At 63.5% G+C, this 14,117-nt stretch carries 13 protein-coding genes; 6 read left to right on the top strand and 7 right to left on the bottom strand.

Annotation, left to right across the window (positions count from 1 at the left end; all coding sequences use genetic code 11):
• Nucleotides 1-84 precede the first annotated feature (84 nt).
• Entirely contained in the window at nt 85-1,143 is a 1,059-nt protein-coding gene (locus tag AC1DYC_RS20120; protein WP_477409299.1) for a dipeptidase, read from the top strand.
• Nucleotides 1,144-1,146: 3 nt separating this feature from the next.
• Here AC1DYC_RS20120 and AC1DYC_RS20115 read toward each other — a convergent pair whose 3' ends face one another.
• Genes AC1DYC_RS20115 through AC1DYC_RS20100 form a run of 4 tightly spaced genes read right to left on the bottom strand, consistent with a single transcriptional unit; the run spans nt 1,147 to nt 5,860 of the window.
• Complete coding sequence (locus tag AC1DYC_RS20115) at nt 1,147-1,395, bottom strand: hypothetical protein (protein ID WP_477409297.1); 249 nt, start codon at nt 1,393-1,395, stop codon at nt 1,147-1,149.
• A 2-nt stretch (nt 1,396-1,397) separates the two neighbouring features.
• Nucleotides 1,398-2,633: an aminomethyl transferase family protein gene (locus tag AC1DYC_RS20110; protein WP_477409295.1), complete on the bottom strand. Its 1,236-nt coding sequence runs from the start codon at nt 2,631-2,633 to the stop codon at nt 1,398-1,400.
• 55 nt (nt 2,634-2,688) lie between these two features.
• The gene (locus AC1DYC_RS20105; protein WP_477409293.1) at nt 2,689-4,254 is read right to left on the bottom strand and encodes a phytoene desaturase family protein; all 1,566 of its coding nucleotides are present in this window, start codon (nt 4,252-4,254) and stop codon (nt 2,689-2,691) included.
• Nucleotides 4,241-5,860, bottom strand: coding sequence for a phytoene desaturase family protein (locus AC1DYC_RS20100; protein WP_477409291.1), 1,620 nt, complete (start codon nt 5,858-5,860; stop codon nt 4,241-4,243). The genes AC1DYC_RS20105 and AC1DYC_RS20100 overlap by 14 nt, the downstream gene beginning before the upstream one ends.
• A gap of 195 nt (nt 5,861-6,055) precedes the next feature.
• On the opposite strand from AC1DYC_RS20100, the gene AC1DYC_RS20095 reads away from it, so the two are divergent.
• The 5 genes from AC1DYC_RS20095 (at nt 6,056) to AC1DYC_RS20075 (ending at nt 11,181) form a co-directional block, all read left to right on the top strand.
• Nucleotides 6,056-6,856: a methyltransferase domain-containing protein gene (locus AC1DYC_RS20095; RefSeq protein WP_477409289.1), complete on the top strand. Its 801-nt coding sequence runs from the start codon at nt 6,056-6,058 to the stop codon at nt 6,854-6,856.
• A 27-nt stretch (nt 6,857-6,883) separates the two neighbouring features.
• Entirely contained in the window at nt 6,884-7,549 is a 666-nt protein-coding gene (betI, locus tag AC1DYC_RS20090; RefSeq protein WP_477409287.1) for a transcriptional regulator BetI, read from the top strand.
• 51 nt (nt 7,550-7,600) lie between these two features.
• Complete coding sequence (locus AC1DYC_RS20085) at nt 7,601-8,683, top strand: ABC transporter substrate-binding protein (protein ID WP_477409285.1); 1,083 nt, start codon at nt 7,601-7,603, stop codon at nt 8,681-8,683.
• A gap of 114 nt (nt 8,684-8,797) precedes the next feature.
• Entirely contained in the window at nt 8,798-9,874 is a 1,077-nt protein-coding gene (locus AC1DYC_RS20080) for an extracellular solute-binding protein (RefSeq protein WP_477409283.1), read from the top strand.
• Nucleotides 9,871-11,181: a flavin monoamine oxidase family protein gene (locus AC1DYC_RS20075; protein ID WP_477409281.1), complete on the top strand. Its 1,311-nt coding sequence runs from the start codon at nt 9,871-9,873 to the stop codon at nt 11,179-11,181. Before AC1DYC_RS20080 ends, AC1DYC_RS20075 begins: the two co-directional genes overlap by 4 nt.
• Here AC1DYC_RS20075 and AC1DYC_RS20070 read toward each other — a convergent pair.
• Genes AC1DYC_RS20070 through AC1DYC_RS20060 form a run of 3 tightly spaced genes read right to left on the bottom strand, consistent with a single transcriptional unit; the run spans nt 11,145 to nt 14,009 of the window.
• Complete coding sequence (locus AC1DYC_RS20070) at nt 11,145-12,218, bottom strand: ABC transporter ATP-binding protein (protein ID WP_477305815.1); 1,074 nt, start codon at nt 12,216-12,218, stop codon at nt 11,145-11,147. The genes AC1DYC_RS20075 and AC1DYC_RS20070 overlap by 37 nt on opposite strands.
• A 52-nt stretch (nt 12,219-12,270) precedes the next feature.
• Nucleotides 12,271-13,095 carry an ABC transporter permease gene (locus AC1DYC_RS20065; RefSeq protein WP_477409279.1) on the bottom strand — a complete coding sequence of 275 codons (825 nt, stop codon included), beginning with the start codon at nt 13,093-13,095 and terminating at the stop codon, nt 12,271-12,273.
• Entirely contained in the window at nt 13,092-14,009 is a 918-nt protein-coding gene (locus AC1DYC_RS20060; RefSeq protein ID WP_477409277.1) for an ABC transporter permease, read from the bottom strand. The genes AC1DYC_RS20065 and AC1DYC_RS20060 overlap by 4 nt, the downstream gene beginning before the upstream one ends.
• Nucleotides 14,010-14,117 lie beyond the last annotated feature (108 nt).

The following is a 14,117-nucleotide window of genomic DNA, read 5'->3' as shown; positions in this document are numbered from 1 at the left end:
CGCGCTTGGCCCATCTTGCCTAGATAGAGGTGTCGCCCGCAGGCGCGGTTTGCGCCTGCAGCTCCTCAATCGAATGGCTTCCTGATGACCGAATCCGATCTCGTCCCCGTCTTCGACGGCCACAACGACACGCTGCTGCGACTGTACCAGTCGAAAGACAAGGACGTCGAAAAGCTGTTCATCGAGGGGACGCAGGGCGGTCACATCGATCTGCCGCGCGCCAAGAAGGGCGGCTTCGCCGGCGGCATGTTCGCGATCTTCCCGCCTCCGGTCGAGAAGGCCAAGCGCTCAGCGGTGCCGCCGGCGCCGAGCGACAACGAGCCCTTGCCGCCCGAGCTGCCGCGCGCTGACGCGCTGAACTCCACCATCGCCATGGCTTCGATCCTGTTTCGCCTGGAGCGGGCAGGCGCTCTGACTGTCTGCCGCAGTGCCGGCGACATTCGTGCGGCGATGGCAAAGGATTCGATCGCGGCCGTGTTCCACATCGAGGGCGTCGAGGCGATCGACCCCGAGCTTACGTTGCTCGACGTGCTCTATGAAGCCGGCCTGCGCTCGCTCGGCATCGTCTGGAGCCGTCCCAACGCTTTCGGCCATGGCGTGCCGTTCCGATTTCCCTCATCGCCCGACACTGGTCCGGGACTGACCGATGCAGGCAAGGCACTGGTCAAGGCCTGCAACCAGCTGAAGATCATGATCGACCTCTCGCATCTCAACGAGAAAGGCTTTCGCGATGTCGCAGCACTCAGCGACGCGCCGCTGGTCGCCACCCATTCGAATGTGCATGCACTCTGCACCCATTCGCGCAACCTGACCGACTGGCAGCTCGGCGCCATCCGCGAGACCGGCGGCATGGTCGGGCTGAATTTCGCCACCGGCTTCCTGCGCGACGACGGCAGGATGAACTCGGACACCAGCCTCGACATCATGGTGCGCCATGTCGATTCGCTGCTGCAGGCGCTCGGCGAGGACGGTGTCGGGCTTGGTTCGGATTTCGACGGGGCGATGATCCCGGCGGTCATCGGCGACGTCGCCGGCCTGCCGAAGCTGATCGATGCGCTCGCTGCACGCGGCTTCGGCCGCGCGCTGATCGAGAAGATCGCCTACCGCAATTGGTTGAGTGTTCTCGAAAGAACCATAGGCTGAGGCTTAAGCGCCCATGCGCTTCAGCCAATCCTGGCCGGTGCCACGATCCTTGATGATGGGCAGCGGGTTTTCCGAATCCAGCCGCGCGCAGATGCGGTAGACCTCCAGTGTCTCGGCGCTCATCTCGCCGCGCTTGTAGAAAAACATGGCGGCGGCGTAGCGGGTGCGGCCGGACCATTTTTCTCCGAGCGGCGTGTTGACCAATTGCCACTGTTCGGCGGCTTCCGCCTCGTCATCCGGTTCGTCGGCCATGATCAGAAATCCGCCGGCGGATTGGCGGTGCGGCGGTCGAGTTTGATGAAGGGCCGCGCCACCACCTTGGCTCGCTTCATCAGCTTCTGATACTGCAGCTCGCGCATGGCGTAGATCTCGACCCAGAGGTCTTCCACCATCGTATCACCGTAGGGCCGCGCCAGCGAGGCGATGGCGATGTTGCGTTTGGCCATCGGCGACCACATGGCGGCGCTGACCAGACCGACCTCCTGGCTTTTCTTGTAGTAGACGATGGCATGTTCGGCCGGGATATTGCCCTCGATCTCCAACCCGACCAGCACATGGCGCAGCTTGCGCTTGGCGCGGGTTTCGAGGATGGCGCGGCGGCCGTTGAAATGGCCTTTTTCCAGGTCGATCATGAAGCCGAGACCGATCTCGTCCGGCATGCGCAGGCGGTCGGCGCGGATGGCATGCTCGGCGGTGGTGAAGTCGGCGTTGGCGACGATCAGGCCGGCCTCGAGGCGGGCGCGGTTCAGGGCGGTGTAGCCAATGGCGCGGATGCCACGCAGTTCGCCTGCGGTCATCAGCCGGTCCCACAGGCTCAGCGCTTTTTCCGACGGCACGAACAGTTCGTAGCCGAGATCGCCGGTGAAGCCGGTGCGCGAGATGGTCACCGCGCCGCCATCATGCGGGAACTCGGCGAGGTCGAAGATTTTCAATTTCTCGACGTCGGCGAAACCGGCATCGCGCAGCACGGCGAAGGAGGTTGGTCCCTGCAGTGCGAGACCCGCGACGGCTTCGGTCTCTTCCTCGACTGCGACATTGAACCCAATCGCGCTGTCGAGCAGCCAGGGCAGATGCCGCTCCTGCGAGCACAGGCGGAAACGCGTCGGCGACAGGCGAAACAGCGTGCCGTCATCGAGCACAAAACCTTCATCGTCACACCAAGCCGTGTAATGCACGCGGCCGGGTTTCAGCTTCGTCACATCGCGTAGCGTGACGCGATCGAGGAAGGCTTCGGCATCCAGCCCTTCGACGCGATATTTCGTCATCGGCGAGATGTCGTACAACGCCGCCTGGCTGCGGATGGCGAAATATTCGAGCTCCTCGTCCCACAGCGAATGCGGCGCGCGGTAGCCGGCCCAGTTGTACCAGTCCTGGGTCTTCGCCAGCGCATCGATGCGCGCCTGGAACGGCGTGCCGAGGCGTAGCGTGCGGAAATGACCCTGCGCGATGCTGCGGGCCTTCGATGATTTGATGGTGGGCTGATGGTTCATGACAGCGATCCTTCGCGCCCGTAGAGTGCGGCGGTAACGAATTGCAAAATCATGCTCACCCCTTCATCGCGATGATGCGCTTCGCGGCATTCAATCCTGGCGCACCCGAAACGCCGCCGCCCGGATGCGAGCCGGCCCCGGCGAGGAACAGCCCTTCGACCGGCGTGCCATAACCCGACCAGCCGGAGACCGGTCGTGACATCAGCATCTGGTCGGCCTGCAATTCGCCATGGTGCCAGTGGCCGCCCGGCATGCGGTAGCGCGCCTCGATGTCGGCCGGTGTCAAAAGCTCTGTATACAGCACTGATTTCCCGATGCCCGGCGCGTAGGTCTCAAGCTGCGTCATGATCGCCTTCAGGAATTTCGGCCGGCCTGCGTCCCAGCCCTCTTTCAGCGCATAGGGCGCATATTGCACCACCGCCGACAACACGCAGGCGCCGTTTGGCGCGAGCGACGGATCGGCAAGCGAGGGCAGCGTGATCTCCATCACCGGCTCGGCTGAGAACTCGCCATATTTGGACGGGTTGAAGGCGCGTTCGACATGGTCGGGCGAGGGCGCGATGACCAGACGGCCCTTATGGCTGGCGGCGTCGACGCCGGAAAATTGCGGCGGCCGGTCGAGCGCCAGATGGAGCTTGGCCGCATCGCCCTTCATGCGGATGTTTTTCACCTTGCGTACGAAGCCGGTGTCGATCTCGCGTGGCCCGACGAGGTCAATCATGGTGGCCGCCGGATTGATGGCGGAGACAATCGTTCTGGCGCGCAGCACTTCGCCGCTGTCGAGGGCGACGCCGACGGCGCGGCCTTTCTCGACGATGATCCTGGCCACCGGTGCGGCCGTGCGGATGGTGACGCCGGCTTTTCCCGCCGCCGCGCGGATGGCGGTGACGACCGCGCCCATACCACCCTTCGGCAGCATCTGCGCGCCGGCGGCACCGCCGGTCTCGCCGGCCAGCCGATAGTAGAGGCCGAGCAGCGAGGTCGGCGAGCGCGGGCCGAGATGGCTGCCGAGCGTCGCGTCGAAGGCGAGCAGGCCTTTCAGCCTGATATCGGCAAGCTGCTCATCGAGCAGGTCGGCGACGTTCATCAGGAGAACGCGCAGGAAGTCGCGCATGTCTTCCTTGCCGAGCTTTTTCAGCGCCAGTGCGGTTTGGCCAAGCCCTACGGTTTCAAGCAGCGACATGCCGCCGAGATCAGGCGGGCGCCGCGACAGGAACGGCTTCAGTATGCCGGCGTAGCGCAGCAATTGGGCACGCAATTCCTTCCAGGCGGACTGCTCGGACGGAGTGGAGCCGGTCAGCACTTCGCCATAGGCGCCGTGCAGGACAAGCGGCGGGCCGTCCTTCGACAAGGCGACCGACGGTATGAAGTCGGTGCGCGCGATTTGCAGCCCGTGCTTTTCCAGCTCCAATGTTTTCACCACATCGGGATGCAGGCGATTCAGCACATGGGCGATCGAGGAGACGCGAAAGCCAGGCGCAAACTCTCCGGTGCGCGCCGCGCCACCGACGTCGACTGCTGCTTCCAGCACCAGCACCTTGCGGCCGGCCTTCGCCAACGTGGCGGCAGCGACAAGGCCGTTGTGGCCGCCGCCGATGACGATTGCATCAAATGACGTCATGGGCCGGGCTCATATGCGAGGTCGATTTGGCGAGGTCGCGCAGGATTTCAGCGGCTGCATTGCGGCCGGGTGCGCCCATGACGCCGCCGCCGGGATGGGTCGAGGAGCCGCACATATAGAGGCCGCCGACTGGCGAGCGGTATTGCGCGTAGCCCGGCACCGGACGGTTGAACAGCAATTGGTCGAAGGTCAGTTCGCCCTGGAAAATATTGCCTTCGGTGAGGCCGACCTCGGCCTCGATTTCGCGTGGTGTGCGCACCTCCATATGGACGATGCGGTCGCGGAAACCCGGCGAGTATTCGGCAATCTGCGCGACCACGCTCTCGGCGAAACCGTCGCGATCGGCATCGGTCCAGTCGCGGCCGTTCACCTTGGGCGGTGCGTATTGCACGAAGCAACTCATGAAGTGTTTGCCCGGCGGCGCCATGGTCGGGTCGAGCGTCGTCGGGATGACCATGTCGAGGAACGGGTCCGTCGACCAGCGCCCGGCCTTCCAGTCGTCATAGGCGCGTTCCATGCGCTCCATCGAATCGGTGAAATGCATATCGCCGCGATAGACCGGCGAGTCCTTCGGCAAAGCCGGGAACTCAGGTAGGGAGTCCAGCGCGATGTTGACCTTGCCGGAGGAGCCGCGAATCTTGAAGTTCTTGACCCGGCGCAGGAAAATGTCGGGCAGGTCCTTTTCCTCCACCAGTTTCAGGAAGGTGCGTTTGACGTCGGCGTTGGAGACGACGAGCTTGCCGTAAATCTCCTCGCCGCCGGCCAGCACCACGCCCTTGGCCTTGCCCCTGCCAACCAGCACATGGTCGACCTCGGCGCCGGTGCGGATGGTGCCGCCACTGGCCTTGAACGAGGCGGCGAGTGCCTTGGTGACGGCGCCCATGCCGCCGCGCGCATAGCCCCAGGCGCCGACGGAACCATCGACCTCGCCCATATAGTGGTGCAGTAGCACGTAAGCCGTGCCGGGCGACATCGGCCCAAGCGCGGTGCCGATGATACCGGACAGGGCGAAGTTCGCCTTGATGACGTCGGTCTCGAAATATTCGTCGAGGAATTCCGAGATCGACATGGTCCAGAAGCGCAAGGTCAGCGCCATTTCCTCAGCCGACAGGCCGGCGAACTTCTTGCCGAGATAGAGCAACTCACCGAGGTCGCGTGGCCGAAAACTGGTCGGGTCGGGGGCGGTGCGCATCAGCAGCGGCTGGATGAAGCGGCACTGCCGCGTCACGTCGCGCGAATAGCGGTCATAGGCTTCGGCGTCGCGCCTGGAGAAGCGGGCGAATTCGCGCCGGTGGGCATCATGGTCGCGGTAGTTGGCGAGGTAGTCGCCGTCGCGGGTGAACACAGCGCCGCCCTCATAGGAGATGACCTGCAGGCCGAAGCGCGGCAGTTCGAGGTCGCGCATGATCTCTGGGCGGAACAACGAGCAGACATAGGAGCAGTTGGAGTAGAGGAAACCCGGCGTCAGCTCGCGGCTGGTGGCTGCGCCGCCGACCCAGTCGTTCTTTTCCACCACCAGCACATCAAGACCGGCGCGCTGCAGGTAGCAGGCGTTGACCAGGCCATTGTGTCCGCCGCCGATGATGATTGCATCCCAAGCTTTCATTCAGTGTTCCCTTGCGATCCGCGTTCATTTTTGCGTGATCTTGTCCCCGAATGCGCGGAATTTGGCATGGCTGCCGGCATTTTGTCCAGCCATATTGAATGAATGTTCAACAAATGGTGTTGCGTTTTCTCTGATATGCGCTACGTTTTGCCGGCAATCGAACGGGATGAATTCGGCTGACGGGACCGAGGTTCGATGATCGAAGCGGCAGATGCCGAGCCGGAATATGACGACACCGCCATCCGCTTCCTCGAGGCGTTGTGGGGCGAGGGTTATCTGTCGCCGGGCGGGCCGGACGAAGTCGACCGGGTGATCGAAGGGCTCTCGTTGAAGGGCAAGATCATCCTCGACATAGGCTGCGGTTCCGGCGGCATCACCCTGCATCTGGTTGAGCGCCATGGCGCCGCCCACGCTACCGGCTTCGACATCGAGCGTCCGGTGATCGAGGCGGCCATGAAACGCGCCGCCGCGCGCGAGCTTTCAGACCGAGCCAACTTCATCCAGGCGCCGCCAGGGCCGCTGCCTTTTACCGACGCTTCGTTCGATGTCGTCTTCTCCAAGGATGCGCTGCTGCACGTGCCCGACAAGGGCGCGCTGTTTGCCGAGATCTTTCGCGTGCTGAAGCCGGGCGGTGTCTTTGCCGCCTCCGACTGGTTGATTGGCCATGACGGCGAACCGTCACCGGACATGAAGGCCTATGTCGCGGCGGAAGGCCTGTCGTTCGCCATGGCGTCGCCGGCGCGCTATGCGCAGGCGATGCGCCGCGCCGGCTTTGCCGATGTCACCGTAAGGGATCGCAACCCCTGGTATCGCGAGGTCGCGCGCGGTGAGCTGGAGAGGCTGAAAGGCCCACTCTACCGGACCGCGGCGGCCGCGGTTGGGGCGGCCTATGTCGACAAGAATATACGAACCTGGGAAGCCATGCAGAAGGTGCTTGACAGTGGCGAGCACCGTCCCACTCATCTTCGCGGGTGGAAGCCGGCTATGGTGGGGTAGCCGGCAATGTGGAGCATGACGGCACCGATGAAAGCTGCAGCGCGCGACGAGCGATCCTCCGACACGCCCGGAAAAACCGAACCGGAAAAACGCGGCCGCAAGGCGTCGAAGGAGGTGAGGCAGCTGCAACTGATCGAGGCGACCATCGATTCGCTGGCCAAGCGCGGCTACGCGGAGACGACGATGGCCGATGTCGCCGATGGCGCCGGCCTGTCGCGCGGCATCGTCAACTTTCATTTCGAGAGCAAGGAGAAGCTGCTGATCGCCACGCTGCAGCATATGTATGACGAGTATTCGGCGCATTGGCGTGCGTCTCTCCAGAAAGCCGGTGATGATCCGGCCCGCCAGTTGCAGGTGCTGGTGTGGGCCGACTTCGACCGCTCGATCTGCAACAAACGCAAGCTCGCCGCCTGGCTCGCTTTCTGGGGCGAGGCCAAGTCGCGGCCGGTCTATCAGGCGCTGAGCAGTTCTCGCGACGCTTACTACCAGCAGGTCTTCATCGATCTTTGTGCGACGCTCAAAGAGAGCGGCGGCTATGGCTATGAGCCACAGGTCATGGCGCTGGCGCTGTCGGCCATGCTGGAAGGGCTGTGGCTGCGGCTGATGATGGGAACCGAAGACACCACGCGCGAAACCGCGCTGCAAGCGGCGAATGCCTTCCTCGCGGCGGCCTTTCCCAAGCACTACGGATAACCAGAAGCCGGCCAGTCGAGCCGGCAACAACGACAAAGAGGATGGAACAGCATGAAAAGAATAGCCCGACGCCTGACACTGACATTGGCGCTGACTGCAACGCTGGCGGCTTCGGCCGCAGCGCTGGCGGTAGCCGCCGACAAGGATCTGATCGTGTTCGACTGGTCCGGCTATGAGGACCCGAGCTTCCACCCGAAATATGTCGAGAAGAACGGCGACTCGCCGACCTTCGCCTTCTTCGGCGACGAGGACGAAGCCTTCGAGAAGGTGCGCTCCGGCTTCAAGGCCGATCTCGGCCATCCCTGTTCGCAGAGCGTGACCAAATGGCGCGAAGCCGGACTGCTGCAGCCGCTCGACACGTCGAAGATCACCGGCTGGAAGGACCTCAATCCCGGCATCATGGCGATGAAGGATCTGGCCACCACCTCGGACGGCAAGGCGTGGTTCATGCCCTGGGACTGGGGCAACACCCAGCTCACCTATAACGCCGACAAGATCGACGCCAAGGATGTGCAGTCGCTAAAGGCCTTCGCCGATCCCAAATTCAAGGGCCGGGTCTCGATCGGCGACAATGTCGACGACGCCTATGCGCTGGCCAGCCTCGCCATCGGCCTGAAGGACTGGACCAAGATGACCGACGACCAATTCAAGCAGGCATCCGACTTCCTGCGCCAGGTGCACAAGAATGTTCGCTCCTACTGGACCGACACCACCGACGTCGTCCAGCTATTGAGCGGCGGCGAGGTCGATCTCGCCTGGGCGTGGAACGACGCGACGGTGCAGTCGGTCGCTGCCGGTGTGCCGATCAAGGCCAAGAAAGACACTGACGAAGGCATCTCGACCTGGGTTTGCGGTTACGTCCTGTTCAAGGACGCGCCCGGCAACATCGATAAGGCCTATGACTATCTGAACGCCATCAACGATCCGGAAACCGCCAAGGTGCTGGTCAAGGACTGGGGCTATGGCCAGGCCAACGCCAAGGGTATGGCCGGTGTCGACCAGGCGATCCTGAAGGAAAAGGGCTATGACGACGTGCAAAAATTCGTCGACAAGACCCTGTTCCAATCGCCGGTCCCGTCTGCGCTCAAGCTCAAGATGATCGCCGAGTTCGAGAAGATCAAAGCGGGCTATTGAACCCCTCCGGCCTGACCCGTCTGCCCGTCACTCAGGCGGGCAGACGGTCTCGCCAAGGTCGCTGAAATTCCGTAACGTCGCCCGGCTGCTTTTAGCGATGAGGAGTTTCGCACCATGAATTCCATGCTTCGCCGCCTTGCCCTTGCCGCCGCCTTTTCGCTCGGCGCCGGCGCCGTGCTGGCTTATGCCGAAGGTGGTGGCGACCTCGTCGTGTTCGACTGGTCGGGCTATGAGGATCCGCTACTGCATCCCGACTACACTGCCAAATACGGCGCCGAGCCGACCTTCGCTTTCTTCGGCGACGAGGAAGAAGCCTTCCAGAAGATGCGGGCCGGCTTCAAGGCCGACATCGCGCATCCCTGTTCGCAGAGCGTGGTCAAGTGGCGCGAGGCCGGCATTCTGCAGCCGCTCGACACCAGCCGCATTGCCGGCTGGAAGGATCTCAATCCCGGCATCATGGCGATGAAGAACCTTGCCACCACCGCCGACGGCAAGGCGTGGTTCATGCCGTTCGACTGGGGCAACACATCGCTGCTCTACCGCACCGACAAGGTGACGGCGCAAGAGGCGCAGTCGCTGAGAATATTCGCCGACCCTAAGTTCAAGGGCCGCGTCACCATAGGCGACAATGTCGACGACGCCTACGCGCTGGCAAGCCTGGTCATCGGCCTCAAGGACTGGACCAAGATGACCGACGCGCAGTTCCAGGAAGCGTCCGCCTTCTTGCGCGACGTGCACAAGAATATCCGCTTCTACTGGACCGACGACACCGATCTCAACCAGGCCTTTACCGGCAATGAGGTCGACCTCGTCTGGGGCTGGAACGAGACCTTCGTGACGCTCAAGGGTCAAGGCATGCCTATCGCCATGAACCGCGACACCAAGGAAGGCATTTCGACCTGGGTGTGCGGCTATGTCCTGATGAAGGACGCGCCGGGCAAGCTTGATCAGGCCTATGATTTCCTCAGCGCGGTCAACGCGCATACTGTGTCCGACTATCTGGTCAAGACCTTCGGCTACGGTCACGGCAACAGCGCCGGCATGGCGGCGATCGACCATCAGGTGCTGACCGACCGCGGCTTCGACAATCTCGACAAGTTCCTCGACAAAACCCTGTTCCAGCAGCCGGTGCCGCCCGAGCTCAAGCAGCGCATGGTCACGGAGTTCGAGAAGATCAAGGCCGGCTATTGAGCGACAAGATCGAAAGAACCGACGTCGTCATCGTCGGCGCCGGCTTCACCGGCCTGTCGGCGGCGCTTGCGCTGAGAAAGGCCGGCATCGATGTCGTGCTGCTCGAAGCGCGCGACCGTGTCGGCGGCAGGGTCGAAGCGGTTCGCAACGGGCTTGGCGAATGGATCGACAGCGGCGGCCAGTTTTTCTGTGAAGACATGCCGGAGGTGACGGCGCTGGCAGCGGCCCGCGGCAAGGCCTTCGTCGAGACCTATGTGGATGGCGATTTCATCACCCATCCGTCACTGTCGGTCGAGCAGGCCGAGCGGACCTATTACGGCGCGATGGCGATCCGCGAGCGCATGAATGCGATCGAGCCGGACGACCCTTCGATCGCCGGCATGAGCGTTGCCACCTGGCTCGAACGCCAGCCTGATCCCACCGATGCTAAGACGGCTTTCCGGTCGATGATCGAAGGCCTGTGGTGCCTGGCGATGGACAGAGTGCCGCTGTGGCACCTGATCGACAATGACCGCCGCATCACCAATGAGGTGCCGGAGCTGCAGTATTCCTTGCGTGACACTATGCAGTCGCTGGCCGAGGATCTGGCCGGCGATCTCGGTGACCGGGTGCGGTTGAACGAACCGGTGACGCGCATCGAGCACGGGCCGCATGGGGTTCGCGTCGTCTCGGCAAGCGGCGCCATCGAAGCGCGAAAAGTGCTCGTCGCGCTGCCACCGGCGACGGCCGCGAAGCTCGATTTCGCACCGGCCTTGCCGGCGGTCCTCGAGAAGGCGCTTGGTGTCTGGGAAAGCGGCGCGGTGATCAAGATTCTGGTGCGCTATTCCACGCCGTTTTGGCGCGAGCGCGACCTGTGCGGCATGGTGATGTGGCGCGATTTGCCGGGCCTGTTCGCCTGTGACGCCAGCAAGGATATCGACCACGCTGCGCTGGTCGTCTTCGTCGGCGGACCGCTGGCACTGCGCTGGCGCCCACTCGACGATGCTGAGCTGCGCGCGGAAGTGACGGCAAGGCTGGTGAGCGCCCTTGGTCCGGACGCGGTCGACATTATCGATTTCAGCCAGCGCGACTGGATCCAAGACCACTGGAGCGGCGGCGCCTACAGCGACCTCATTGTCGATGTGACGGCACGGGATGCCGAACGCACGATCCGTGCCGGCGCGGCTCCTGTCCATTTCGCATCATCGGAACTGTCGCCGTCCTTTCCGGGCTATGTGGAAGGTGCGATCGTGATGGGGCGCATCGCTGCCAAAGAGATCGTAGCCGAGCTTCAGTCCGCCATAGCCACCAGGGCCTCGGGATCGTAGGCGAGGCGGATGGAGGTGCCGACCGGGATATCATCGGCGCCGAAATCATTGGTCTCGGTCACCGACAGCGGCTTCTCCAGCCCCGGTATCTCGACGATCAGATGGGTGATCTCGCCGAAATAGTGGCGCTCGACCACCTTGCCGGCGACCTCGAATTTGGCCGTCGTATTGTCCCACAGCACACGCAGGCGCTCCGGTCGGATGCCTAGCGTGGCGGCGCCGCCATTGCGCACGAAGGCCTTCGGCTTGTCGGTCCTGACACGGCCGAAGCCCAGCGTGTCGACGACCAGCGAGGCGGCATTCTCCTCGACGATCTGAGCCTTGACGAAATTCATGCCGCCGAGGAAGTCGGCGACCTGACGGTTGACCGGCCGCTGATAGATTTCCTTGGGCGAGGCGACCTGGGCGATCTTGCCGCCGAACATCACGGCGATGCGGTCGGACATTGCCAGCGCCTCATACTGGTCGTGGGTGACCAGCACGAAGGTGATGCCGACCGCCTGCTGCAGGCGGCGCAGCTCGACCTGCATCTGCTCGCGCAATTTCTTGTCCAGCGCCGACAGCGGCTCGTCGAGCAGCAGCACCTTGGGCCGCATCACCAAAGCGCGGGCGAGCGCCACGCGCTGGCGCTGGCCGCCGGAAAGCTCGGTGGCGAGGCGCTTGCCCAGGCCGGTCAGCGACACCTGCGCCAGCGCCTCCTCGACGCGGCGCTTTTCTTCCACCGCGCCCAGTTTAAGCCGCTTCAGCCCATAGGCGACATTCTGCTCGACGTTGAGATGCGGGAAGATGGCGTAGCTCTGGAACACCATGTTGGTCGGCCGGCGGTTGGCCGGGATGCCTTCCATCGACTGGCCGCCGACCGAGATCGAACCGCTGGTCGGGTTGTCGAAGCCGGCAATCATGCGCAGCAGTGTGGTCTTGCCGCAGCCGGAGGGGCCGAGCAGCGAAAAGAACTCGCCTTCCCTGATGGTCAGTGTCGCGTCGTCGAGCGCCTTGAAGGCGCCGTAGCTGCGGGTGACGCTGCGAATCTCGATCATCGCTCGGTCAGTTTGGGATCGATCAGATTGGGGCCGTTCGGCCTGGGTTGGCTCAGGCATAGAGGCCTCCCTCGTTTTGGGTGCGCCTGGCCGCACGGCGGCGCAGGATCTCGGCAACGGTCATCAAGACAAAGGAGGCAACCAGCAGCAGCGTGCCCAGCGCCAGCACGCCCGGCAGCTTGGCGGCAAAGCGCAGCTGGCCCCAGATGTAGATCGGCAGCGTCGTCTCGGTTCCGGTCAGGAAGAAGGCGATGACAAACTCGTCGAGCGAGATGGTGAAGCAGACCAGCAGGCTGGAAATGATCGCCGGCGCCACCATCGGCAGCGTCACCCGCCGGAAGGTGCCGAAGGCGCTCTCGCCGAGATCGGCGGAGGCTTCTTCGAGGCTGCGGTCGAAACCTTCGAAGCCCGCGGTCAGCACCGTCATCGAATAGGGGATGCAGATCAGGACGTGGCCCAGCACGACCGTGAACAGCGACAGGCTGAGGCCGAGCTGCAGCATGACCAGCAGCATGGAGATGGCGAGGATGATTTCCGGCAGCACCAGCGGCGCCATGATCAGGCCGTTGATGGTGCGGCGGCCGGGATAGCGGTAGCGTGTGATGGAACGGGCAGCGAGGACGCCGAGCAGCGTCGCCAGCACCGATGCAGAGACGCCGACGATCAGGCTGTTCCACGCGGCGTCGAGCAGTGCCGGCGTCTTTGGCAGGTCCTCGTACCATCTCAGCGTATAGCCTGTGAGGGGAAACTTCGGCGTCGGCGCGGTGTTGATCGAGAAGATCGGCAGGAAGATCACGGGCAGATAGAGAAAGACGACGTAGAGGAAGGCGTAGGCGGACAGCCAGCCGCCGCCAAGGAAGCGCCGCATCGCCGTCATCGCGCCAGCCTCTGCGCGGTGCGGATGATGAGCACCGTGGCGCCAGCCATCAGCGTCACGACCAGCATGGTGGTCACCGACAGTGCCGCCCCGAGCGGCCAGTTGGAAGCTTTGTGAAACTGCGATTCGATGGCATTGGCTATCATCACGCCATCCTTGCCGCCGACCAGCCTCGGGGTGACGTAGTCGCCGACGGTCGGGATCATGACGATGAGCGCGGCCGAAATGACGCCCGGCGCCGACAGCGGCAGCGTCACGCGCAGGAAGGAGCGCAGCGGGCCGTCGCCGAGATCGGTGGCAGCTTCGACCAGAGTGCGGTCGACCTTTTCCAGCGAGACGAAGATCGGCAGGATGGCGAAGGCGGCCCAGGCGTGCGTGAGCGTGATGATGACGGCGCTCGAATTGTAGAGCAGTGCTGTCGACGGTTCGTCGATGATGCCGAGGCCCATCAGACCGGAATTCAGCACGCCATTATAGCCGAGGATCACCTTCCACGACATCACGCGCAGCAGATAGCTGGTCCAGAACGGGATGGTGATCAGGAACAGCCACAGGCTCTTGTGGCGGCCACCGTGGAAGGAAATGAAATAGGCGATGGGATAGGCGAGGATGACGGTGAAGAAGCTCACCGTCAGCGAGATGTAGAGCGAGCGCCAGAGCAGATCGCGATAGATCGGCTCGGTCAGCGCGATGCGGTAATTTTCCAGCGTGAACGTGTGGTCGATGGTGAGGTAGTTCTGCGTCCAGAACGAGTGGGCGAACACCACCAGGATCGGCACCAGCAGCAGGATCAAAGCATAGATTAAGGTCGGGCTGATCAGGGCAAGGCCCTGGACGGATTCGGACTGCATAAGGGCGTTTCGCCTGGCCCGCGTCATGCCGAATACGGGCGACCCTTCGGCCGCCGCCGTCATTGCAGCGCTCCGGGCGTGATCTCGGTTGCTGGCTCGAACTGTCCCGCCATGATGCTCCCATTGACCGGGCCGGCTGCCTGTTCCCAATTTTTTGCGGAGCGCGATCGA

The sequence above is a fragment of the Mesorhizobium sp. P2_E7 genome (genome assembly GCF_056403855.1).
The sequence above is the reverse complement of the archived record's forward strand: the minus strand, read 5'-3'. Positions and strand labels throughout refer to the sequence as shown.